Origin of the sequence: Thalassobacter sp. 16PALIMAR09 (genome assembly GCF_000765485.1) — a bacterium.
Classification (GTDB): domain Bacteria; phylum Pseudomonadota; class Alphaproteobacteria; order Rhodobacterales; family Rhodobacteraceae; genus Thalassobacter; species Thalassobacter stenotrophicus.
In genome coordinates this window covers 92,171-115,470 of record NZ_JHAK01000005.1, presented here as the reverse complement: position 1 = coordinate 115,470, position 23,300 = coordinate 92,171, and the positions used below count along the sequence as shown (strand labels likewise).

Genomic DNA, 23,300 nt, shown 5'->3' with positions numbered 1-23,300 from the left:
CACACCTATGTCACACGCGCATGGCAGTGGCTTTCTGCACAGTTTGTGTTACATGAGGCCCTTACACCGCAGGGGAGAGAGACATGCTAAAAGAGATTTCCGTTCACAAGGCTACCGGAACCTGGGTCGTTCGGACCGATAACTCTGTGCTTGGTGAAACCCGCAACGCGCTGGAACTGACCGAAGGCAACTTGCCCCCCGTCATCTATTTCCCCCGCGAAGACATTGGCATGGCTTTTCTTGAGCCATCCGACACAACCACAACCTGCCCCAAAAAGGGCGTCGCGAGCTATTTTCACCTTGTTGGGCGTAGCGGACAAGTCGACGACGTGGCGTGGTCCTATGAGACCCCCGCCGACGCGGTGTCCGCGATCGCAGGGCATATCGCCTTTGTGACCGGGACCATCCACGTCGAAAAACTCTAGAACCGTTCAGCCGCCAAGCGGGTGCCTTCCGATAGGGCGCTCAGCTTGGCATAGGCGATATCTGGATCAACGGTGCCGAAGCCGGCGAATGTTCCAAAACCACAATCCGACCCTGCGATAACCCGGTCTACCCCCACAATTTGCGCGAATTTCGTAACGCGCTCAGCGACCAGTTCAGGATGTTCCACAAAGTTTGTGGTGCTGTCGATCACGCCGGGCACGAGGATTTTATCCTCAGGAATTTCTGCGGCGCGGTCTCGGAACACGGTCCACTCATGGGCGTGACGGGGGTTTGAGGTCTCAAACAACAACTGGCTCGCATTGACCGACATCAGCGTCGGAAACACTTTGGCCATGTCGATATCACACACATGCGGGCCTTCGTAATTGCCCCAACAGATGTGAACACGCACCCGCGATGGATCAATCCCACTAAGCGCATGGTTCAGGGCCTCTACATGGCTTGCGGCGATCTTGAGAAACTCTGCATCAGACAAATCCGCAAACAGCATATGACGGCTCAGCGCGAGGTCGGGACAATCCAGCTGTAGATACAGGCCCGCATCGACGATGGTGCGATATTCCTCGGCCATAGCATCAGCAAGTGCCGCCAAATATGCCTCCCGCGTAGGGTAGTGGTCGTTTTGTAAAAACAACGAAATCACGCCGGGCGAGGCTGCGTTCATAAAGCCCTCTGTTGCGCCGTGCTCGGCCATACCCGCCTTGAGGTTGGCGATATCGGTCTGCAACTCACCCTGCCCCTTGGAGGCAACAGGCCCCGTGCACATGGGTCGTGCGTATTGCGGTGTGCCGCCATCATCCGCGAGCCGCTTTAGAAACCCCGGGAACGCCTTTAGGTCGGCAGGCGCATTGCGGGGGCTATCGCCGGAAAAGCCGGTGTAGCGGTCCTTTACGTAGGTCGCGTAGCTGATTTTCGACGTCTCACCATCGCTGACGATATCCACGCCCGAGGCGACCTGCCGCCCAACCGTCGACGCACTGGCCGCGGTCATGGTGGCGTCAAACGTGGCTTGGTCATAGGACGCGCCATTTTCCCGGGCGAAGATCAAATCCACCACGTCTTGAGTGCGCGGCAGGCTGCCCACATGGGTTGTTCTGATCATCTTAGTCTCCCTCTCGCGGCACGCATTTGCACGTGCCGCTGTCAAAGTCATCGGTGGCTGGATTAGCCCGTTTGTAGCAAAATTTGTTTCCACACGGCTGTTTCATCGAACAGCGTGAATTCGCGGCGCAGTTTTGGCGCGGCGACGCCGAAGCTGCCGAATTCCGCGTGGCTGATACCCAACACATAGACCTGCGCCCCGGTGGGTGCGCCAAACGCGCCCCAGCCGGAGTGCGTGCCCGACAGCGACCAGCGGATCGCGGCACGTGGCGGCATCGTTGGATCATCGCGGCCGATGACATGTTCGCAGGTGAATTTCGCATCGGGGAATGCCGCACGCAGTGACATCCAGAACCGGTCCGCGTCGCCCCAACCGTGGCCCGTATAGGCACCCGGATATTCCAGTTGGCAGGCCCGGTCATAGCTGTCGGGGATTGCGGCCATATCGGCATTCATGATCCGCTGCAAAATCTCCGCGTAATGCGCGCCCCACGGGTCGTCATTGCCAGCGCCCTTGTAGGGGCCGGGCTGATCTGTTTCGGGGCTCAGCGGGCGCACGCACGCCTCTGGCCCGCCTTCGCGCGTGATTTGGTCTGCGGCAAACGCCTTGGGATCCCATCCCATCTGCCGGACAATCGCGCCCTGATCCCGGATCAACCATTCATCGTCGATCATGTTGTTGCGCGCGTGGCAATCCGCCAAGATGCGATAGCGCAATTGTTTGCCCGTTGCCTCGCCATAGGCGCCGCTGCCTGCGTGGGTGGCCGTCGAAATGATCCGGTGCGAGCTGAGCATCCCCGTCTCCGGCGTGCCGGACCAAATGACATCTTCGCCCAGCAGCTGACGGTCGGGGAACTCTGCCAGTGTGGCCATGGTCGCGCCGATAACATTCTGATTGCCGATCACCACACTCGCAGGGGAGCGGACGACAATCTCGGGGTGGTAATAGTCGTGCAGGGTCGCGATGCCCCGATCTTCCCAGATCTCTTTGGTGATCCCGATGATATAGTCCGGGAAATCTTGGAATTTTTCGTCAAAACCCTTCATGGGGCCTCCTTTGGTAGACGCGCCGAACCCCGCACCAGCAGGGGGCCGTCAATTTCGATCCGACGCACGGGCGCGTCGGGTGTGGTTATGCGGGTCAGTATTTCTTGGACGGTGGCGTCAACCATGCGGCGCGCAGGTTGGCGCAGCGTGGTCAGGTCATAGCTAGGCCATGCGGCCATGGGCACGTCATCGTAGCCCACCACCGAGACGTCATTTGGAACGCTCAGCCCCATAGCAAATCGTAGATGGTCCATGATGGCCATGGCCATATGATCATTGCCGACAAAAATCGCATCGGGTGGCTCGGACATTTGCATCAAGGTTTGGGCCGCGTTCATCGCTGTGTCGCGATCAAACATGCCGTCGATTTGCGCGTGCACTTCTAAGCCTGCCTCGCTTAGCCCCACAGCAAAACCCTCCGCGCGTTCGCGCCCGGTACTGGAACCCTGCCAGCCGCTGATATGTGCGCATCGCTGATGGCCACCCGCCGCCAAGAAAGCGGCGATTTTGGCTCCACCCGCGCGGTTAGCGGATGAGATCGCCGAAAGCCCCTCCCCGATGACAGAGCGGTTGAAACACACCACCGGGATGCCTGCGCGCGCGCATCTTTCAGCCAGCTCACCACTAAGGTTGATGGAGGCCGTGATGATCCCGTCGACCTGATAGTCCATCAGACTTTCGATGACATGGTCCACGTCGCCTTGCGTGTTGCCAGCCATAAACACCAAAAGGTGATAGCCTTCTTGATCGAGGGCTTCACTCAGCTTTTGCAGCGCATCAGCGTAGAATGGATTATCCAGATAAGCCACGACCAGCCCGATGATCCGGCTGGAGCCTGTAATCAACGAACGCGCCAAAACATTGGGTCGATAGCCCAATTCCTCTGCCGCGTCGCGCACTTTGCGGGCCATTTTTTCTGATACGGATGAGCCGGGCGTAAAGACGCGGCTCACCGCCGATTGGCTCACACCCGCCTTGGCCGCGACGTCCATTGAGGTGATCTTGCGGTTCATCCGGCGGTCCATCCGCCATCGACCAACAGCGACGTGCCGGTCACCATCGCACTCGCGTCCGAGGCCAAAAAGACCACGGCGCCCATGATGTCCTCCACCTCTGCCACACGGGGCAGTTTGATTTTGCTCTCGATCCAAGCGCGTTTGTCCGGGTCCGCGAATGTGGCGGCTGTTAGGGGCGTTCGGATGAACGTGGGGCACAGGGTATTGACGCGAATACGTTCCGGCCCCCACTCAATCGCCATGGCCTTGGTCATGCCTTCGACCGCGTGTTTGCTGGCGCAATAAACGGCTCGTTCAATCCCGCCGACATGGCCCATTTGGCTGCTGATCTGAAGGATCGATCCCCCACGGCCCACCATTCCGCGTGCCGCTTCTTGGGCGAGGAAATAGGCCGCGCGCACGTTCACCGCCATCACCGCATCAAAGTCGGCTGGAGTTGTGTCCATGGCCGCAGCGTGACGTGCAAGGCCCGCCGAATTGCACAGGATATCAAACGGCCCCGACTGCCCAAAAAAGGTGCGGACGGCGTCATGGTCAGTCACATCCAACACGACGCCGGAACCGCCCAAGGCCGAGGCGGCCTCCGCCACCTGATCGGCACTGCGCGCGGCGACTGTGACCTCCGCCCCTGCATCCGCAAGGGCCGCAGCACAGGCCAAACCTATGCCCCGCGCGCCGCCGGGCACAAACGCCCGTTTACCGTCAAGCCGAAAGGATGGGGTTTTGGGCAAAGGGGTCATGGTCGCTCCGGTCAAACTGCATAGGTATGCAACCGGAATGGGCGGCCAAGGTCAAGCCTGTCCGCCACCCAACGCCGCCATTCGCGCAAAAACATCGACGCCCAACTGCGCATAGACGTCCAACAGATCCACCAAGACCCAGTTTTCGCGGATCAGGTCGCCCTCAACCCGCCAAAAATCCAACGACCGCATCGTCATCTTTTGACCCGTCGCGGGCAGGCCCAGCCAGTTCGCGCCGCTCAGCGTCATCTCCATTCCCGGCCAGGCGGTAAAGCCGACATAGTCGCCCTCCGCAAAGAAATGCCCCTGATCCATCAAGGCGCGGCGGTCCGGCATCGCATCAAGGAAAGGGATCTGGTGATGTTGCCTGAAGCCCACGATGCCGCGCGCGGTGCCAATGCCCGCAGGCCCGTACCAGCTGCAACGCGGATGCCAGTAGCGGGGCAATTCCATCGCCGCCTCGCCCTCGCGGGAACGCCCGAGGCCCGTGAGCATATCACCAACAATCCCAAGCGCGTGGGTGCCATCGCCAGCGATGGTCAAACCGTCTTGGGTCGCGGGTCCGGGCACAAGCCATTCCCGGCCAAGTGAGGGCGCAAGCGGCCACACACCGGCCTGCATCATCAGTTCGGGGATATCCCAGATAGCCTGCATCTCGACCACGCGGTCGCCTTCAATCCGAAAGAACTCATGAAAGCGGATTGCGGCCAGTCGGTGGGTCGCTGGAATGCCGAGAAAAGGGGCAGAAAACTGGCCCATGTAGTGACCACCGTGGCCAACCCACATCTGACCAGCCGCGTCATGGCCTGCCATCTCAATCCATGTGCGCCGCTCGGCGTCGGGCATGGCGTCATACAGGGGCGCAAGCGCTTGGTCCGCCCACGCGTCCGGCCCGGTACCTGTGACCCAAGGCGCGCCAAGTTGGATCAAGGCGTCAGGCGCAAAGACTTGGCCCAGCGCGGATCGCGCCTGCGCCAAGGTGCAATCAGACAGCGTGCGAAGCGGTTGAACAACGGCTTTGGGGTCCATTTCAGGCCTCCTGTGAAGCGGCAGTGATTAGGGAGCGATGAGTGTTTGCGCCCATTTCGTGATGGATGCAACGGCGTGATCGGTCATCCCGGGCGACAGAATATCCCCGGCGATAACGTGGCTGTAAGGGTCATCATCGGGGCCGACCGTAACCGGCTCAAGCTGGACCGGCCCGCCCCATTTCGCAGCAACCGCCCGAGTAGCCGTGGAAGAGACGACCTGATCGGCATCAGAAAACAGGAACATCGCCGGAAGCTGAGCCGTTGAGACATCTAAACCCGCCACATAGCGTACAATCGCCGCCATCGGCATCGCCGCGATCGTTGGATATGCGCTGGTCCAATAGGCGCCGTGAGCCTCATTCCGAACCTCAAAGCTGCGGTTCTGCCCCGCGATGAGTGGCGCCCAGTAGCGTGCGGCGGGCCAGCTCAGCAATTGCCCCGCGGGATTGGCCAAGCCGAAATTCGGCGATACGAACACATGCCCAAGGATACCCTCCGAAAGGCCCGGATCTGTGGCCGTCGCGGCCGCGAGGGTGCCGCCCGTGGACGTCGAAAACACGAGGACTTGGCGCCCGATTTTGCGGCCAATCGCATAGGCCTCTGCCACATCCTGCAACCACGCACCCGCCGTGGCCGTGGCCATCGCGGTGCCGTCTTGGCCGTGCCCCGTTAGCCGCGTGAAATACAGGTTGGCCCCAAGCGCCTGCGCGACCCGGTCCGGGACGGGGCGAATTTCCTCAGAACTGGCCGAAAAGCCGTGGATGTAGACCACCGCCACATCGGTCTGCGCGCCGGGGAGCCCATGCCAATGGATGCGTTTGTGGGTGCCGGGCCGCAGGTTGGGCACAAGGGCCTCTGACTGCGCCAGATATGCATCAAGATCATCCGGCAAGGCATTAGGATCAAATGCACTTGCAGCCTCGACCGGCTCATATGGGCCAAACACCCATAGCCCCGCCCCGATTGCCACCAACACCGCGATAACCCGCGCTGTCCACGTCAAAAATTCAAGCATCAATTCTTCCTCCACCCTGCATGGATAAGGGCGAAGCAAGGGGCCTGCGTCAAGATGCAGAGACTTCCGCGACGCAGCGTTCGATTAGGTGCAGGCATTCAGGGTCGGAAAAACTGTGGTCCTTGTCCTTGACCAACAAAAGCTGCGCATCGGGGCATTGTAGATGATCCAAAAGACGCGTGGCCTCTGATGTCGGGACAGCATTGTCTTGGGTGCCTTGCACCATGCGGGCAGGACAACTTAGGGATAGAGGCGCTGTCAAAACCCGGTTCTCAGCCCCATCGTCGAACAGCCGTTTGGTAAAGATATAAGGCTCGCCATAGTCGCTAGGTTGGGCCACCTGCCCTTCGCGCACTACTGTGGCACGATCTGCCTGAGACAGACCGTCCCAATGGCGGGTTGTAAAATCAGGTGCAGCGGCAACGGTGACCAACCCCTTAAGGCGTTCAGGTATCTCGCGCGCGAGCAGAAGTGAAATCCAACCGCCCATGGAGGAGCCCACCAGAACCAGCGGGCCTGTCGTCAGTTCGTCCAGCACGGCACGCGCATCATCGCGCCAATCGCCGATGCAGCCATCGGTAAACGCGCCCGAGCTTTGCCCATGCCCTGAGTAATCGAAGCGCACGAATGCACGACCTTCACGGCGCGCGACGGCTTCTAGATGGGTCGCCTTGGACCCTTCCATGTCAGATTTAAAGCCGCCCAGAAAAACCACGGTCGGCCCTGCACCCTCGGTGCGGTGATATGCGATGCGGCGGCCTTGGGCTGTGTCCAAATATTGCACGTGCTGCTCCCCTCTTGTTTTTTACGGTTATGCCGCAAAGAGCGAAGGGTGTCAGGCCTTGATTGAGGACGACCTAGCCGCTGACGTAGACGGCTTGCTTGGGGCGATAGAACGTCTTTTGATTGTGCAGCCGCCCCAACAGATCATGAATGTCCTTCAGCTGCTCCGCCGCGTCATCGCGCGTACCAGCACCAACCAATTGCGCCTCATTGAGCGCGCGTTTCTTGCGGCGCAGTGCCGCCTCGATCAGGTCAAGGTCTTCTACGCTTAGATCAAAAGTTCGGTTGGGGGTGGGCATGACGACGGCCTTTGTACAGTTACAAAACTTTCTTATCGGAAACATGGCGCGCAAAAGCGACTTTTCCAGTATTTTCTGCGACTTAAATGCTTATCCCAGCATACATTTGCATACCCAGATCAGGCGCGGGTTGACGCCCCCGGCGGCACCCGTCACAAAGCGGCCGAACATATTACCCGCAACCGGGCGCTCCGTGGGCGCCAAAACGACGGAGGACACAAACGATGTCCCAGATCACCCTCACCTTTCCCGATGGCAACACACGTGACGTAGACGCTGGCACCACGCCCGCTGAGGTCGCGGCGGCGATTTCCAAATCGCTCAGCAAAAAAGCGATCAGCGCGCAGGTCGACGGCGCCCATTGGGATCTGGCATGGCCGCTTGAGGCCGATTGCGCCATTGCAATCAACACGATGCAAGATGCAGAGCCCGCGCTAGAGCTGATCCGGCACGATCTGGCCCACATCATGGCCCGCGCCGTTCAAGAGTTGATGCCTGACACAAAGGTCACCATCGGCCCCGTGCGCGACAACGGCTGGTTCTATGACTTTGACCGCGCAGAGCCCTTCACCCCCGAGGATCTGGGCGCGATTGAAAAGCGGATGAAAGAGATCATCAACGCGCGCGAACCCGTCCGCACCGAGCTTTGGAGCCGTGAAAAGGTTCGCCAGTACTACGTCGACAACGATGAGCCCTATAAGGTCGACATCCTTGATCGCATCCCCGAAGGCGAAGACATCCGCATGTATTGGCATGGCGAATGGATGGACCTGTGCCGTGGCCCGCACCTGCAACACACAGGCCAAGTGCCCGCCGATGCATTCAAGCTAACCAACGTCTCGGCGGCGTATTTCTTGGGCGACAACACCCGCCCCATGTTGCAGCGCATCTACGGCGTGGCCTTCCGCAACCGGGACGACCTGAAGCAGTACATGACCTTCCTTGAGGAAGCCGAAAAACGGGATCACCGCCGCCTTGGGCGCGAGATGGACCTGTTCCACATGCAAGAAGAAGCCCCGGGCCAAGTGTTCTGGCACCCCAACGGCTGGCGCATCTATACCGACCTACAAGACTTCGTGCGCCGCAAGCAGCGCGCTGGCGGCTATGTTGAGGTCAACACACCTCAGGTCGTCGACCGCAAGTTATGGATCGAATCCGGACACTGGGAAAAATACCAAGAGAACATGTTCATCGTTGAGGTGGACGAAGATCACGCCCGCGAGAAAGCCGTTAACGCTCTTAAGCCAATGAACTGCCCCTGCCACGTGCAGATTTTCAACCAAGGGCTTAAATCCTACCGGGACCTGCCCCTGCGGATGGCGGAATTTGGGTCCTGTGCGCGCTATGAGCCCTCGGGCGCATTGCACGGGATCATGCGGGTGCGCGGATTTACGCAGGATGATGGCCACATCTTCTGCCGCGAGGACCAGATCGAGAGCGAGACACGCATCTACATCGACTTTTTGTCTGACATGTACCGCGACCTTGGCTTCACCGATTTCCGCGTCAAGTTTTCAACGCGGCCTGAGGTACGCTCCGGCTCTGATGAGGTTTGGGACAAGGCCGAAGCTGCGCTGTTGGACGCCACCCGGGCGGCGGGCATTGAACCCGAGATCAACCCCGGCGAAGGCGCATTCTACGGCCCCAAGCTTGAGTTCGTTTTGACCGACGCCATCGGGCGCGATTGGCAATGCGGCACGCACCAAGTGGATTTCGTCCTGCCTGAGCGGCTGGACGCCAGCTACATCGGCCAAGACAGCCAACGCCACCGCCCCGTGATGCTGCACCGCGCGACACTCGGCTCGTTTGAGCGTTTTATCGGTATCCTGATCGAGGAACACGCGGGAAAACTGCCCTTCTGGCTCGCGCCGCGTCAGGTGGTTGTGGCCTCAATCGTGTCGGACGCTGATGATTTTTGCACGGACGCAGTGGCGCAGTTGAAAGCCGCAGGCATCAAGGCAGAGACCGATTTGCGCAACGAAAAGATCAACTACAAGGTCCGCGAGCACTCGCTCGGCAAGGTGCCAGTGATCTTGGCTGTGGGCCGCAAAGAGGTTGAGGACGGCACAGTTACCCTGCGCCGTTTGGGTGAGAAACAGACGCAGGTACTACCGCTCTCCGAGGTGGTCGAAATGCTGGCAGCAGACGCCGTAGCGCCCGACCTGCGCTAAACCCCAAAGGCCGCCTGAACAGGCTTGCCCCACCCCAAAGTAAGCGTCCCGTCGTGATCAATGACGGGGCGTTTCATCAAAGTCGGATGCGCCTGTAAAAGCGTTAACGGCTCTTGCGCCCGCTCCTCCTCCGACAGGCCACGCCACGTGGTCGACCGCGTGTTTAGCAGGTCACTTCCCAAAACGTTAAGAAACGCTTCAAGCGTTTCACCGCTTAGGGGCGCGTCACGCACGTCGTGAAATTCCGGTGCAAAACCGCCCGCTTCCAAAGACTTAAGCGCCTTGCGGCATGTATCACACGCCTTGATCCCGTATAATTTAACCATTCTATCCCCCTGTCACGCGACCTAGCGAAAATCGTGGTCGCTGCGCGTCGCCTTGTCTTTGATGGTTTACGCAATACTTAATTTCCCATCAAGCTTACGGCCGGGGTGGCTGAAGCACAGAACAGACGCCCATGGGCGAACGGACAAGTAGGAGACACCGGGATGGCCACCGGCACTGTAAAATGGTTCAATACAACAAAGGGTTATGGTTTCATTGCCCCTGACGACGGCGGAAAGGACATCTTTGTCCATATTTCTGCGGTCGAACGCGCAGGCATGACGGGCCTGCGGGATGATCAAAAAATCCAGTTTGAATTGCGTGAGGGTCGCGACGGCCGATCCTCGGCATCTGACCTCGTCGCTCTCGACTGACGCTTGCGTGCGCGCCCCGCATTACACCGGGGCGCGCCAAAGCACCGGCTGGCTTATTCAGCCCATTCCCACGGTTGCGCATAAACCCCGAGGACCTTTGAGACTTCGCCGTCGTCCGCCTCCCCGGTACGAGCCACATGCGCGACGAGGCCACGCTTTTTGTCTTCGACCACACGTTCGACACGGGCAGCCATACCTGCCTCGGCCAACGCGGCGTTGTACACCCGCATGATTGCCGATTTACGAAGGTCAGGCTTAAAGATTTTGCCCACTGCTGTCTTGGGCAACTCCTCCATGATCTCAATGTACTTCGGCTGCGCGGCGCGCTCCGACACATGCTGCTTGGCATAGGTCATCAACGCGTCACTTGTGACATCGGCGCCAGCAACCAGCTCAACATAGGCGCACGGCAACTCACCCGCGAACGCATCTGGCTGGCCGATGGCCCCGACAAAGGCCACTGCCTCATGACCTGCCAGCGCTTCTTCGATTTCTGCGGGGTCAATGTTGTGCCCCCCACGGATAATCAGGTCCTTGGCGCGCCCGGTGATCCACAGATAGCCGTCCTCATCTATCCGCCCCAAATCACCCGTGCGCAGATAGACATCGTGATAGAACAGGTCTCGGTTTTTATCGGCCTCTGTGTAGGTGCTGCCCTCTAGCACACCGGGATTATCAACACAGATCTCTCCGATCTCATCGGTGGCGCATTCGACAACCGCACCATCTTTAAGCCGCAAAATTTTAACGTTGGAATGCATGAACGGCACCCCAACTGAGCCAACTTTTTTAACCCCATCCACCGGGTTGCACGACACAAGGCAAGTGGCCTCGGTCAATCCATACCCTTCGATGATATTAACCCCAGTCGCCGCCTCAAACCGGTTAAACAGCTCAACCGGCAGCGGGGAAGACCCAGAAAACGCCGTCTTCACGCTTGAGATATCCGCATCCACAGGGCGCTGCATTTTGGCCGAAATCGCCGTAGGTACGGTGATGATGAAACTAATCTTCCATCTCTCAACCAACTTCCAAAAGTTGTCGAACACGCCCTCACCACGGTACCCTTGAGGCGTAGGAAACACCACATGGGCCCCAGACGTAACCGCCGCCATCAAAATGACATGGCAGGCAAAGACATGGAACAACGGCAATGGGCAGATGATGTTGTCATGTTCCGTGAACAACAATCGATGCCCGATCCAGCCGTTGTAAATGATGCCCGCATAGGTGTGCTGCGCCACCTTAGGCATACCCGTGGTGCCGCCCGTGTGGAAATACGCCGCGACGCGGTCCCCCGCACTGTCGGCAAAATCAAGGCCATCACTGCGATGCCTTTGGCACTCAGCCTCAAAATCCAAGATGCGCGCCTTGTGCGTGGCAGCGACCTTGGGCCGAACCAAAGGCACCACAAACCGCTTGAGCCCCGTCAGATAGCCCAACAGATCCACCTGCAACACAGCTTCAACATTTGGTGCCAGCGCCACGGCCTCAGCCACCTTCTGCGCAACATCAGTCTTGGGAAAGGGCCGAAGCGTGACCACAACCTTGGCGCCCGTCTCCCGTAGGATCGAGGCTATTTGCGCAGGCTCCAGCAAAGGGTTCACCGGACACACAACACCCGCAACCGCACCACCCAACAATACGGCAGGCGTCTCGTTGCAGTTGGGTAAAACGTAGGCAACCGTATCGCTCTCACCCACACCCAATGACCGAAACAGGTTGGCAGCTTGCGTCACACGGCCATGGAACTCAGCCCAGTTTAGGGTCACAGCCGGATCAGACGCCCCTGAAAACAACTGAAACGAAATTGCCGGGCGATCAGAATGCCGCGCCGCAGTCTGAGACAACAGCTGATACAGCGTCGACGCTGGTGCGACATCCGGCCAAGGCTCGGTACGCTCGATTTCCACAATATCGGCTTTGGACGCAAACGACGCCATGATGCCACCCTCCCTTGATGACCACGCCGCATCGGGCGCTTGGCATCAAGAATGCAAAACAGCCTCACACAAAACAACCGTGACGCTGCGTGCGAGCCGCGCCTCCTTTGTTCCAAAAATACTCCGGGGGAGGCCGCAGGCCGGGGGCAGCGCCCCCTAAATCAAAAATGCCCCCTTATTGGGGGCACCTTTTAGACGTTTATTTATTCCGCCGCGACACCGTCAGTGAATTGCAGCCGCGCCAGTCGGGCATACAGCCCCCCCTGCGCGACGAGGCTATCATGCGTGCCCTCCGCAACGATCTGACCATCCTCAAACACAAGGATGCGATCGGCTTGTTTCACCGTCGCAAGCCGGTGCGCCACGATCAGCGTCGTACGGTCCTTGGACATTGCCGTCACGGCCTCTTGGACCAGCCGCTCGCTCTCGGCATCCAACGCACTTGTGGCCTCATCCAGCAATAGGATCGGTGCATCGCGCAAGATGGCGCGGGCAATGGCGATCCGTTGTTTTTGGCCGCCCGACAACATCACGCCCCGTTCACCGACATAGGTGTCATAGCCCTCTGGCAAAGCCGACAAAAACCCATGCGCAGCGGCGGCTTTGGCGGCAGCCTCAACCTCTGCATCACTCGCCTCTGGTCGCCCAAAACGGATATTTTCACGCGCCGAGGCCGCAAAGATCACCGCCTCTTGCGGCACCAACGCCATGGCCTTGCGGAAAGCCGCACGGTTCATCGATTGCAGGTTCAATCCGTCCAAGCGGATCTCGCCCTCGCTCGGGTCGTAGAACCGCTGGATCAACTGGATAATCGTGGATTTACCCGCCCCTGACGGTCCCACGAGTGCTACGGTTTCACCCGGTTCCACGCGCAGCGAGATACCGTTCAACGCCGCTGTTTCCGGTCGGGCCGGATAGCGGAAGGTCACATTGTCAAATTCCAACGCCCCGCGCCCACCATCGGGCAGCGCTTGGGGCACCACTGGGTCTGCGACGGCGTCTTGTTCTTCAAGCAGTTCAACCAAACGCTCGGTCGCGCCTGCGGCACGCTGCAACTCGCCCCAAATTTCGGACAAGGCACCAACCGCCCCTGCAACCATGATCGCGTAGATCAGGAATTGGATCAGCTCGCCGATGGTCATGATTTCGGCACGCACATCCCGCGCCCCGATCCACAACACACCCACAATCCCGACAAAAATCAGTGAGATCACGATCACTGTCATCACGGCACGGGTCTTGATGCGGGTCTTCGCGCTCTCGAATGAGGCTTCGGTGACCGAAGCGAACAGGTTCGCTGTCTGACGCTCGTGCGTAAAGGCTTGTACGGTTTGCGCGGACAACAAGTTTTCTGATGCTTTGCCAGAACTGTCCGCAATCCAGTCTTGATTTTCCTTGCTTAGGCGACGCAGCCGCCGCCCCAACACGATAATCGGCACCACGACCAGCGGCACAATCATCACGACAAGGACCGACAATTTGGGCGTGGTCCACATCATCAACCCCAGCCCACCAAGGAAAATCAATATGTTGCGCAGCGCAATTGAGACGGACGAGCCAATAACCGACAACAGCAGCGTCGTGTCCGTTGTGATCCGGCTCAGAACCTCGCCCGTCATGATTTTTTCAAAGAATGAGGGGCTCATGGTGATCATCCGCGCGAACACCGCCGTGCGAATATCCGCGACAACGCGCTCACCCAACCGGGTCACAAGGTAGTACCGCAACCCCGTCCCAATGGCCAAAAGCCCAGCAATTCCGAGGGCTGCCAAGAAATACTTGTCGAGCAATTCAGACGATCCCATCTGAAACCCATCCACCACACGGCGCACGGCAAGGGGCAGTGTCAGGCTAACACAAGCGGTCAGAACAAGGGCACCGATGGCCGCGAACAACAACGTCCGATAAGGCGCCATGAACGGCCACAGGGCCTGCAAAGAGCCGATTTTCTTGGAGCGTGCACGCTCCTCCTCAGCCGGTTTAGGCTGGGATACCGGAGCCGAAGCCGAGGCTTGGCCAATGTCAGTCGCATCAGTCATGTGGGTGTGTCCGCATCGTTTGCAACTGCTTAAAGGCCCATGTCGGGCGTGACAAGCATGCGGCCCAAACTGGAGCGCTTTGCCGCGCCGCTATAGGCCCCCGCACTTCAACGATACTCTGGCGTGTGATGGGAAACAGGTTGGAGCGGGCGACGGGAATCGAACCCGTATCATCAGCTTGGAAGGCTGAGGTCTTACCATTACACAACGCCCGCGACCTTGTGTTGGTGAGTATTTGACCTTTTGAGTGAGGTCAAGACCCACAAAGCGGCAGCGCCCGCATGACCGTAAGCCTGCCCTGGCACCGGCACAGCCAAAGAGACGTAGGAGTTCAACCTTGCGCAATCCAGTGATAGCAACAGCCCCATGACCTCGGCCACGCCAACGCATTATTCAACTGTTTCTCGCCCGTTCATTGCGGACTGGCTCGACGCCCTGCGCCCGCTTTGCACTGAGGCTGAGTACCAATCGCTGCTGGAACGCTCCAATCTCATTGTGGATCAAAACCCATCTCAAGGCCGGGTGACTTTGGATCAAATCGTAGGTCTCTATCAGCGCGCAGCAGTGGAGACTGGCGATGAAATGATGGGGCTTTGGAGCAGGCCAATCAGACCGCGTGCGCTGCAACATCTTTTGACATCGGTACGTGAAGCGACCTCGCTGTCGTCCGCGCTGTACCGCTTTTCGACATTCTGGAACCTGCTTCTGGATGACTATCAGTTCACACTCACACAAATAGATGCGGAATGGGTTCTATCCCTACGCCCAATGGGCCAGAGGCCTGTGCAGCGATTTGGGCATATGTTGATACTCAAATTGGCCCATGGATTGCTGTCGTGGCTTGCAAGGCGCGAAGTCCCGGTCCGCCGGGTCGGTTTCGCTTTTGAAAGCCCCAGTTTTGCGCAGGACTATGCGGTTATTTTCCCGGCAGCTGTTGCCTTTGACACGTCCGAAACGTTCATCGCTTTTGACCTACAAGGTCTTGGACCCGTTCAGATGCGCAGCACCGCCGAGTTGGACTTGTTTCTAGAAAACGCGCCAAGAGATTGGATTTTCACCAGGTCCAGCGAACACACTCAGGCGTTACGCGTCCGAAGCTACCTTAGCACCGCGGGATGGGACAAAACCACGCTGAACGACGCGGCCCGCTATATGCACACTACGCCGCGCACACTGATGCGTAAGTTGCAGGCTGACGGGGTATCGTTCCAATCCATCAAGGATGATTTGCGGCGCGATATAGCAATCCGGCACCTGTTGGTTGGTGAAAAGAGCGTTGAGGCCATTGCCCATGAAGTCGGTTTTTCCTCGGCCGCAAATTTTCATCGGGCCTTTCATCGATGGACAGGCAATACCCCGCGTGCGTATCGGCGTCAGACGAAATATATTGTCACTTTTGGACAATAACCTGTCACCTCCCGAGATTTATCGGGACAAGCCTAGCCGCTAGATATCAATCAAAGCCCACGTAAGCGGGCTAATTTCAAAACCACCTCTAAGCACAGGCCCCAAGGGGCGTGGCAAGATGTGAGTATTCTATATATCGAGGGAAACAACACATGTCCGAAAAACTCAGCGCCATTCTTGAGACCGCCCACACCCATGCCAAAGAGGTTATCGCGCCGAATGTGGATGCGTGGAACGCTGCAAAAACATGGCCGCGTGATGCTTCGGACAAGGCGGGTGCGGCGGGATTGATGGGGCTTTACGCGCCAGAAGAATTGGGCGGCCAAGGGCTGCCTTTGGCTGAGGGTATTCAGGTTTATGAACAGCTCGGGCTTGGCGACGGCGCCTACGCCTTTGCCCTTTCGATGCATAATATCTGCACCTTTGCAGGTTGTGGCTATGGCACAGACGCTTTCAAAGACACATGGGCGCGTGATCTTACCTCTGGCCGTAAACTAGCAAACTTTGCATTGACCGAGCCGCAATCGGGGTCTGATCCGATGCAGATGTACACACGCGCCACCATTAACGGTGACGGCACGTGGACCATCAGCGGTAAGAAAGCATGGGTCAGCTTGGCGGGCGAAGCCGACGTCTATTTCACCGTCGTCAAAACCAGCGATGCACCGGGCCACAAGGACATGGCCATGATCGCCATTCCAGCGGATGCTGAAGGCATCAGCTTTGGCCCGCTATATGACACGCCGTCCTACAACTTCCTGCCGATGTCAGAGATGCATCTGGACCGTGTCGTTGTGAGCGAAGACAATATCATCCTCCCGATCGGTCAGGGGCTGCAGGGATCGCTTATGGCCATTGATATCGCGCGGGTGTCCATCGCATCCGGGTGTTGCGGGCTGATGCAAGCCGCACTTGATACGGCACTGTCTTATGCCAAGAACCGCAAAATGTTTGGCGGCAAAAACCTCGACCTAGATGGTATCCAGTGGATGCTGGGCGAAGTAGCGACCGACCTTGAGGCCTCGAAACTGCTGTATCGAAAAGCCGCTGAGGCGCTCGGCACGCCGGAAGGCCCCTTGATGGCCGCGCACGCAAAACGCTTTGTGCCCGACGCGGCGGTGAAGGCTGCGAATACCTGCACTCAGGTCTTGGGCGGTATGGGCCTTTTGCAACCATACGGGTTGGACCGCTTGTCCCGCTTGGCGCAGATGTTGCGGATCGTCGATGGCACGACGGAGATCAGCCGGATCGTCATTGGGCGGGCCCTGCAGAAGCGCGCAGCGACACTGCCAGATTTGCCCGTCCCCAAAGGATTTGGTGAGACAGACGAAAATCCCGGCTCAATCGCGGCTGAATAGCCCAGACTTATCTGCGCGCCCGCACTTAAGCCCTTGATCTGGTCAAATGACATGATGTCTTTGCCATCTATTTTGACCAGATCACTGCCGCGCAGATACCTTTGATGACCGCGCTCAGAATGCGCGCACCAAAGCTTAAAGCTCTCGGCCAGCTTTGAGCTCTTGAACCCGCAAGTAGCCGTTTGCGCCATACTTTGTGATCAATCCCGGCGGCAACTTGGTAGGTTCGGCGTCTGCGAGCATGCGGTCCAGACGATCTGACTTTGTGTTTGTCGCCAACTCTGCCGCGAGGATGCCAGCCAACGTGCCCCGCGTTGTGCCCAGACCGTTCTGGCAGCACGCCGCAAACAGCCCCTCATCCAATTCGCGCACAACTGACACGTTGTTCCGGCTCAGACAAAGCCGTCCGCCCCAGCGGTACTGCATGCCAACGTCAGCCAACATTGGAAAGCGCGCACAGAAGGCGCGATCATGGTCCCGCGCGACGCGGGTGATACGGCGTTGATCCACCTCCATCGAGGGATCAAACGTGAAGCGATTGCGCACGATGATCCTGTCACCCTGCGGCGACGAAATGCGGCGCACAGTCGTCCCCATAGGATCTGCGGGCGTGATGCCCCAAACGCGCTGGCCACCCAGCCGAGCCATCTCTGCGGCACTAAGGGGGCGCGTCATAGAGGCATATGTGAACACATGCATCAGATGGTTTTTGAGGAAACCAAAACTGTTGAGATGACCGTTCACTGCCAAGATGACCTTGGGCGCGGTCACCTTTCCCGCTGGTGTGGTCGCGGTCCAATCCCCATCGCGGCTCAGCCCTGTCACGGGGCTGTTTTCAAAGATTTGCACCCGGTTGGACGACAAACCCTGCGCGACGCCTCGCACATAAGCTGCGGGCTGGATCATCGCGGTGCCGGCCGTGTAAAGCCCACTGCGGTAGTAATCTGTGCCCGTTAGGCCCTTCATGGATTGGGCATCAAGCATCTCGGACGCCTCATCCATGCTGGCCAGATGCGCGGCGTATTCGCAGTTGTGCGCGTGACCTTTGGCCGTCGCCGCACCGTTGATTTTGCCGGACTGAGAGAACACATCTTCGCCCAAGCCAAATTCGCGCGCCATCTCAGCGGCAAAGGCAATTGCGTGCCGATTGTCCGCAGTCAGTGCCCGGTCTTTTTCGCGCGCACCGCCATAGTCCGCCGAGGCCAGATCATGCGGCAGATCGATCATAAAACCCGAATTGCGCCCTGCGGGCCCTTCGGCGACGCGCCGCGCATCTAGCATGGAAATGCGGTCCGATGGGCACAACTGCGACAACCGTCGCGCCGCAGCCAAGCCCGCAAAACCGGCACCGATCACAATCCAATCCGCCGTCAGATGGCCCTCAACGCTTTGCGGCCGCGGTGCATTCGGCAGCAGTTCGTTCCATGCGGCAGGGCCAGGATCGATAGGCAACTTGCTGACGGCAATACGGCTCATGTCACAGGTCTTGGTTCAATGCATCAGCGGCTGGGATCTCGCGCTCACGACGCGCGATGTAATCCAGAAGTTCCTCATTCACACCGGGATCAAGCGTTGGTTCCTCATATTCACCCAACAAATCACGGACACGTTTCAACGCGCGTTCATTGATCTCAACCGCTCCGTCCGCTTGCCATTGCTCGATGGAATTGTTGTCGAACATTTCGGGCATAAAGAACGCGTCTTGGAAGTTTTCAAGCGTGTGCGGGTGGCCCAGATAGTGGCCACCGGGCCCAACATCAGCAACCGCCGCAAGCCCTTGCTCAAAATCATCCCACTTGATGCCCGAAGCCATCCGGTGCCCCATTGCGCATTGCTCCGCATCGACCACAAACTTCGCCATCGAACAGTGCATACCGGCCTCATTCCAGCCGGCAGAGTGCCAAATATAATTGGCGCCTGACATCAGAACCGCCATCATTGTGGTCGCACTCTCATAGCCTGCCTGAGCGTCAAACGTTTTTGCCCCGCCCAGTGTATTTGACGTGCGCCACGGCACATCATAATGCCGGGCCATCTGACCAATCATCATGTTCATCAAGCTGATCTCGGGGGTGCCCGCCATCGGGGCCCCGGACTTCATAGACACAGTGGCCAGATAGTGGCCATAGATCGCTGGCGTGCCTTTTTGAATGACTTGCGTATAGGCCAACGCAGACAAGGCTTCGGCATTCACCTGGGCCACGGTGGGCGCGACACTGGCTGGCGTGTTGGCCCCACCTAACACGAACGGCGAACACAGGACTGGCTGATTATATTTTGCAAACGCCCGCATCGCGCCAAGCATTGTTTCATCCCAGACCAGCGGCGAATTCCCGTTGCAGTTTCCAGTCACGACCGGATGGGTCATCATGAACTCACGCCCGAAAAGGATGGCGCACATGTCCATCACGTCTTCGGCATTCTTGGGGCTTGTTGTCATGCCCATGAACGTCTTGTCCGAGTGTTTCATCGAAGAATAGGTAATGCGCAGATGCCGCTGACTGATCGGATGATCATAGGGCTCAACGATGTGATGCGCCGAAGAGTGGATCGCAGGCAGCATATGGCTGAGTTTGTGAAAGTTCGCCAAGTCATCGAGCGTCGGGTTGCGCCGCTTGTCGTCCAGATCACGCAGGAACGGAGCCCCTGTCATGGGCACAAAAATCGCGTGATCGTTGCCAAAGGGCAGGTTCTTGTCGGGATTGCGCGCATGATACGTAAAGGACGAGGGGATGGTTTTGATCAGCTCCCGCACGAGGCCACGGTCAATGTGAACGCGTTCACCCCGCACGTCCGCACCTGCCCTTTTCCAATCCGCAAGCGCGATGGGATCGCGAAACACGACCCCAACATTCTCAAGAATATGCATTGAGGCATTGTCGATCCGCGCGACCTGCTCGGGCGACATCGGTTCGGTTAGCGGGATGCCACGTTTAAGAGCGGGCAACATATTCGTGTCACGCTTTTGGCGGATCGCTTTGCGCGCACCCCGCCCACGGCGTGTGGTTCCAACGGCCTCAACACTCATCCGACATTGTCTCCCTCACGCGGATCGCTCAGGTCGATCCAGATCGTCTTAAGCTCGGTAAATTGGTCATGGGCATGGATGCCGTTATCGCGCCCTCCGAACCCTGATTGTTTGTAGCCGCCGAAGGGCGTGGCCATATCACCCTCACCGTAGCAATTCACGGTAACCGTGCCCGCACGTATGGCGCGGGCCGCGCGGATGGCGCGCCGGGTGTTGGCGGTAAAAACAGAGGCCGCAAGACCGTAGTCGGTGTTATTCGCGATCTCGACCGCTTCGTCGTTGCTGGCCACTTCGATCACGCACAACACAGGCCCAAAGATTTCTTCGCGTGCTTTGGCGTCGTCTGCCCTTACATCATAGATGACGGGGTTCACGAATGGACCGTCGCCTTGATCCTGTAGATCTAGAAATCCGCGCACTTTTTGGCAGTGATCTGCGTCAATCAACGCACCAATGTGTGTGCCAGGATCTAGCGGATCACCGACCTTCCAATCGCGCAGGCGTGCTTCGATCCGGGCCATCAGGGGCGCTTTGACATCCTTGTGGACGATCAGCCGCGACGTCGCCGAGCAGTTTTGCCCCGCATTCCAGAACGCGGCATTCACCACATGCTCGGCCACGTGATCCAGATTTTCGGCATCATCAAAAACCACTGCGGGGTTCTTGCCCCCGCATTCCAGCACGATCTTTTTCAGGTTGCTGTCCGCCGCATAGCGCAAAAAGCGTTTCCCGGTCTCGGTGGAGCCGGTGAAGCTGACCATGTCCACGTCCATATGCAGGCCAAGGGGTTCGCCAACGGAGGGTCCATCCCCGGGCAAAACCTGCAACACTCCGCGTGGAATTCCCGCCTCATGGGCCAGTTCGGCCACGCGCAAAGCCGTCAGTGACGTTTGCTCTGCGGGCTTCACGATCACGGAGCACCCCGCCGCAAGCGACGGCCCGATCTTCCACGCGAGCATCATCAGCGGGAAGTTCCACGGCAAAACAGCACCGACAACACCAATCGGTTCCCGCACGATCATCGAGATCGCATCATCACCGGTAGGACTGGTCTGATCGTAGATTTTATCGACCGCTTCTGCGTGCCATTTGATGCAATGCATGGTCTCGGGAATATCAATCGTCTCGCAGTCTCGGATCGGTTTGCCGCTGTCGAGGCTTTCCATCACCGCCAGTTCACGGCGATTGCGGGTCATCAATTTGCACAGCTTGATCAGGATCTCTTTGCGATCCGATGGGTGCATTCGGGACCAATGCCCTTGCTCAAACGCCTCCCGCGCCTTGGCCACAGCAAAATCAACATCCACCGCGTTGCATCCCGATATCTGAGCCAACACCTCGCCTGTTGCGGGGTTTGTGGTTGCAAACGTATCACCCGAACCCGCGCGGTATTTACCATCGATGAATGCGGTACGGGGCAGGTCCAATTCACCCGCAATGGCGCGGTATTCTGCATGGGTCAAAAGATCGGTCATATGGTTTCTCCCGTGATGGCAGAAACTGCCGTGTTCATGGTCCGGATGACTTGGGCCAGCTGGCGTTTGTCGTCCTTGTTGAGCGGTTGCAAAGGCCGGCGTGGTGGCCCCGCATCAATCCCGCGCAGGGTAAGGCCGTATTTGATGCACTGCACAAATTTGCCCCCCTGCTCCAACACGCCCATCAGCGGCAGCATCGCCGACATAATGGCGCGGCCTTTGGTGAAATCACCCTCAACTGCGCAGGCCTGATACAGCGCGATATGCGCCTCGGGGGCGAAGTTTGATCCCGCACAGACCCATGACCGCGCACCCCACGCAAAGAACTCAAGCGCCTGATCGTCCATCCCACAAGATAACGCGATATGGGGATAATCCCGCGCCAGCATGTGAACGCGATTGATATCGCCGCTGCTTTCTTTGATCCCGCAAAAGTTGGGCGAGCGGCCCAATCGATCCAGCGTTTCTTCGTCCATATTCACGGACATACGACCGGGATAATTATAGAGCATCACAGGCAAGTTAGCGGCCCGGTCGATGGCCAACGCGTGCAACGCAATTTCACGCCCTGTGGGATAAGCGTAAGGCGGTGTGGCGACCAACAAGGCATCGGCACCCGCCTTTTTCGCCTCTTGGGCGTAGAGGATACTGTCCTCCGTACGGATCGCGCCGGTCCCCACAATCATGGGGACGCGCCCTGCGATCAATTCCGCACACCGGTTCATCATCCAGATGCGTTCTTCTTCGGTCTGGGCATAGTATTCACCGGTTGAACCCGCCACGATGATCCCGTGAACACCCGCCGCGACCAAATGCTCAACGGTCTGCGCCAACGCCTCTTCGTTGACCGAAAAGTCATCGTGATATGGTGTGACCAGCGGTGTATAGATACCTTCAAAGTGCATTGCGGCGGTCTTTCATTGAAATAACGTCAAGTGGCAGCGGATCTGGGCGCACGTATTTCTCCATCTCGTTCCGAGACAGGTCCCAGTGCTGCAATGTGAGGTCGATGGCCAAGGATGGCTCTTTGGCTTCGATTGCAGAGATCATCGCATCGTGTTGATCTACGGCCTGCGCGATCCGGTTTTGATCCAACTCAGATTGCGGATCAAAGAACGTCTGGCTCAGTCGAGTATGGTCGATCAGCATCCTCTTAAGGCTGGCCATCAAATACGGGTTATGGGCCATGTGACCGATTTGTTCGTGAAACTGATGGTTCAGTATCGCGCTCTCACCGACGTCGCCGGCTTTGGCAGCTGCCGTAAAAGCGGCTTGTATTCTCTTAAGGTCCGCCACCTGAAGGCTTGTCCTGCTCTCTGCGGCTTGTCGCGCCACCGTGCAGTAAATCAGCGGTGCCGTCTGAAAGAAGACGCGCATCACCGACAGGTCCATGGAGGCGACCTTTGCCCCACGGTTTTCCTCAAGGCGCACGTATCCGTCGCCTGAAAGCCTGTGAAAAATCTCCCGAAGGGGCGTTCGAGAGATGCCGTATTCCTCTGACAGGCTCGCCTCATCAAGGTCTGAACCCGGCGCAATTTCCAGCGACAAGATGCGCTTGCGCAGATCATCGGCGCAAAATGACTTACTTCGTTTGGTTTTCTTCTGATTCATACAATATGTATACAAACAGTATGCAAATTCGATCAAGCATTTCTTGCGTCAGCTTTTGATGCATGAACAACGCCGAACAGACACCGCCCAG

Annotated in this window: 21 protein-coding genes and 1 tRNA gene; 5 read left to right on the top strand and 17 right to left on the bottom strand. The window is 58.3% G+C overall.

The window, feature by feature from the left end; translation table 11 throughout:
* The first annotated feature begins 83 nt into the window (after positions 1-83).
* Positions 84-425, top strand: a complete 342-nt coding sequence (locus tag PM04_RS11650) for a DUF427 domain-containing protein (protein ID WP_038006950.1) — start codon at positions 84-86, stop codon at positions 423-425.
* On the opposite strand, the gene PM04_RS11645 is transcribed toward PM04_RS11650, so the two are convergent.
* The 8 genes from PM04_RS11645 to PM04_RS11610 form a co-directional block, all read right to left on the bottom strand.
* On the bottom strand, positions 422-1,549 hold the full coding sequence (locus tag PM04_RS11645) for a cobalamin-independent methionine synthase II family protein (RefSeq protein ID WP_038006947.1): 1,128 nt from the start codon (positions 1,547-1,549) through the stop codon (positions 422-424). The two genes, PM04_RS11650 and PM04_RS11645, sit on opposite strands and share 4 nt — an antisense overlap.
* 62 nt (positions 1,550-1,611) lie before the next feature.
* Entirely contained in the window at positions 1,612-2,595 is a 984-nt protein-coding gene (locus PM04_RS11640; protein WP_038006944.1) for an ester cyclase, read from the bottom strand.
* The gene (locus PM04_RS11635; RefSeq protein WP_038006941.1) at positions 2,592-3,608 is read right to left on the bottom strand and encodes a LacI family DNA-binding transcriptional regulator; all 1,017 of its coding nucleotides are present in this window, start codon (positions 3,606-3,608) and stop codon (positions 2,592-2,594) included. Before PM04_RS11635 ends, PM04_RS11640 begins: the two co-directional genes overlap by 4 nt.
* Positions 3,605-4,351, bottom strand: a complete 747-nt coding sequence (locus PM04_RS11630) for an SDR family NAD(P)-dependent oxidoreductase (protein ID WP_038006939.1) — start codon at positions 4,349-4,351, stop codon at positions 3,605-3,607. The genes PM04_RS11635 and PM04_RS11630 overlap by 4 nt, the downstream gene beginning before the upstream one ends.
* 51 nt (positions 4,352-4,402) lie before the next feature.
* Positions 4,403-5,380, bottom strand: coding sequence for an ester cyclase (locus PM04_RS11625; protein WP_038006937.1), 978 nt, complete (start codon positions 5,378-5,380; stop codon positions 4,403-4,405).
* Between the two features lie 27 nt (positions 5,381-5,407).
* Positions 5,408-6,397, bottom strand: coding sequence for a carboxylesterase (locus PM04_RS11620; RefSeq protein ID WP_038006936.1), 990 nt, complete (start codon positions 6,395-6,397; stop codon positions 5,408-5,410).
* Between the two features lie 49 nt (positions 6,398-6,446).
* Positions 6,447-7,181, bottom strand: coding sequence for an alpha/beta fold hydrolase (locus PM04_RS11615; protein ID WP_038006933.1), 735 nt, complete (start codon positions 7,179-7,181; stop codon positions 6,447-6,449).
* A 73-nt stretch (positions 7,182-7,254) separates the two neighbouring features.
* Complete coding sequence (locus tag PM04_RS11610; protein WP_038006930.1) at positions 7,255-7,479, bottom strand: hypothetical protein; 225 nt, start codon at positions 7,477-7,479, stop codon at positions 7,255-7,257.
* A 224-nt stretch (positions 7,480-7,703) separates the two neighbouring features.
* On the opposite strand from PM04_RS11610, the gene thrS reads away from it, so the two are divergent.
* Positions 7,704-9,650, top strand: a complete 1,947-nt coding sequence (gene thrS, locus PM04_RS11605; protein ID WP_038006928.1) for a threonine--tRNA ligase — start codon at positions 7,704-7,706, stop codon at positions 9,648-9,650.
* Here the strand turns inward: thrS and PM04_RS11600 are convergent.
* Entirely contained in the window at positions 9,647-9,976 is a 330-nt protein-coding gene (locus tag PM04_RS11600; protein ID WP_038006925.1) for an ArsC/Spx/MgsR family protein, read from the bottom strand. The genes thrS and PM04_RS11600 overlap by 4 nt on opposite strands.
* A gap of 162 nt (positions 9,977-10,138) precedes the next feature.
* Here PM04_RS11600 and PM04_RS11595 point away from each other — a divergent pair, with 162 nt between their 5' ends.
* Entirely contained in the window at positions 10,139-10,348 is a 210-nt protein-coding gene (locus tag PM04_RS11595) for a cold-shock protein (RefSeq protein WP_038006922.1), read from the top strand.
* Positions 10,349-10,401: 53 nt separating this feature from the next.
* Here the strand turns inward: PM04_RS11595 and PM04_RS11590 are convergent, their stop codons facing one another.
* The 3 genes from PM04_RS11590 to PM04_RS11580 all read right to left on the bottom strand — a co-directional run bounded on the left by PM04_RS11590 (position 10,402) and on the right by PM04_RS11580 (position 14,545).
* Positions 10,402-12,291 carry an acyl-CoA synthetase gene (locus tag PM04_RS11590; RefSeq protein ID WP_038006919.1) on the bottom strand — a complete coding sequence of 630 codons (1,890 nt, stop codon included), beginning with the start codon at positions 12,289-12,291 and terminating at the stop codon, positions 10,402-10,404.
* A 203-nt stretch (positions 12,292-12,494) separates the two neighbouring features.
* Complete coding sequence (locus PM04_RS11585) at positions 12,495-14,330, bottom strand: ABC transporter transmembrane domain-containing protein (protein ID WP_038006916.1); 1,836 nt, start codon at positions 14,328-14,330, stop codon at positions 12,495-12,497.
* A 141-nt stretch (positions 14,331-14,471) separates the two neighbouring features.
* Positions 14,472-14,545, bottom strand: a tRNA-Gly gene (locus PM04_RS11580).
* Positions 14,546-14,696: 151 nt separating this feature from the next.
* Here PM04_RS11580 and PM04_RS11575 point away from each other — a divergent pair.
* Complete coding sequence (locus PM04_RS11575) at positions 14,697-15,737, top strand: AraC family transcriptional regulator (RefSeq protein WP_038006914.1); 1,041 nt, start codon at positions 14,697-14,699, stop codon at positions 15,735-15,737.
* A 152-nt stretch (positions 15,738-15,889) separates the two neighbouring features.
* Positions 15,890-17,095 carry an acyl-CoA dehydrogenase family protein gene (locus PM04_RS11570; protein WP_038006911.1) on the top strand — a complete coding sequence of 402 codons (1,206 nt, stop codon included), beginning with the start codon at positions 15,890-15,892 and terminating at the stop codon, positions 17,093-17,095.
* Between the two features lie 135 nt (positions 17,096-17,230).
* Here the strand turns inward: PM04_RS11570 and PM04_RS11565 are convergent, their stop codons facing one another.
* From PM04_RS11565 to PM04_RS11545, 5 genes are read right to left on the bottom strand one after another with little or no spacing between them, the layout of a single operon-like run.
* Positions 17,231-18,571, bottom strand: a complete 1,341-nt coding sequence (locus PM04_RS11565; protein ID WP_038006907.1) for an FAD-binding oxidoreductase — start codon at positions 18,569-18,571, stop codon at positions 17,231-17,233.
* Position 18,572: 1 nt separating this feature from the next.
* A complete protein-coding gene (locus tag PM04_RS11560; protein ID WP_038006904.1) occupies positions 18,573-20,123 on the bottom strand; it encodes a trimethylamine methyltransferase family protein in 1,551 nt (516 codons plus the stop codon).
* Positions 20,120-21,598, bottom strand: coding sequence for an aldehyde dehydrogenase (locus PM04_RS11555; protein ID WP_038006902.1), 1,479 nt, complete (start codon positions 21,596-21,598; stop codon positions 20,120-20,122). Before PM04_RS11555 ends, PM04_RS11560 begins: the two co-directional genes overlap by 4 nt.
* The gene (locus PM04_RS11550) at positions 21,595-22,503 is read right to left on the bottom strand and encodes a dihydrodipicolinate synthase family protein (RefSeq protein ID WP_038006900.1); all 909 of its coding nucleotides are present in this window, start codon (positions 22,501-22,503) and stop codon (positions 21,595-21,597) included. The genes PM04_RS11555 and PM04_RS11550 overlap by 4 nt, the downstream gene beginning before the upstream one ends.
* Positions 22,493-23,209 (bottom strand): GntR family transcriptional regulator, encoded by a 717-nt coding sequence (locus PM04_RS11545; RefSeq protein ID WP_038006897.1) that lies wholly within the window; start codon positions 23,207-23,209, stop codon positions 22,493-22,495. The genes PM04_RS11550 and PM04_RS11545 overlap by 11 nt, the downstream gene beginning before the upstream one ends.
* Positions 23,210-23,300: the final 91 nt, after the last annotated feature.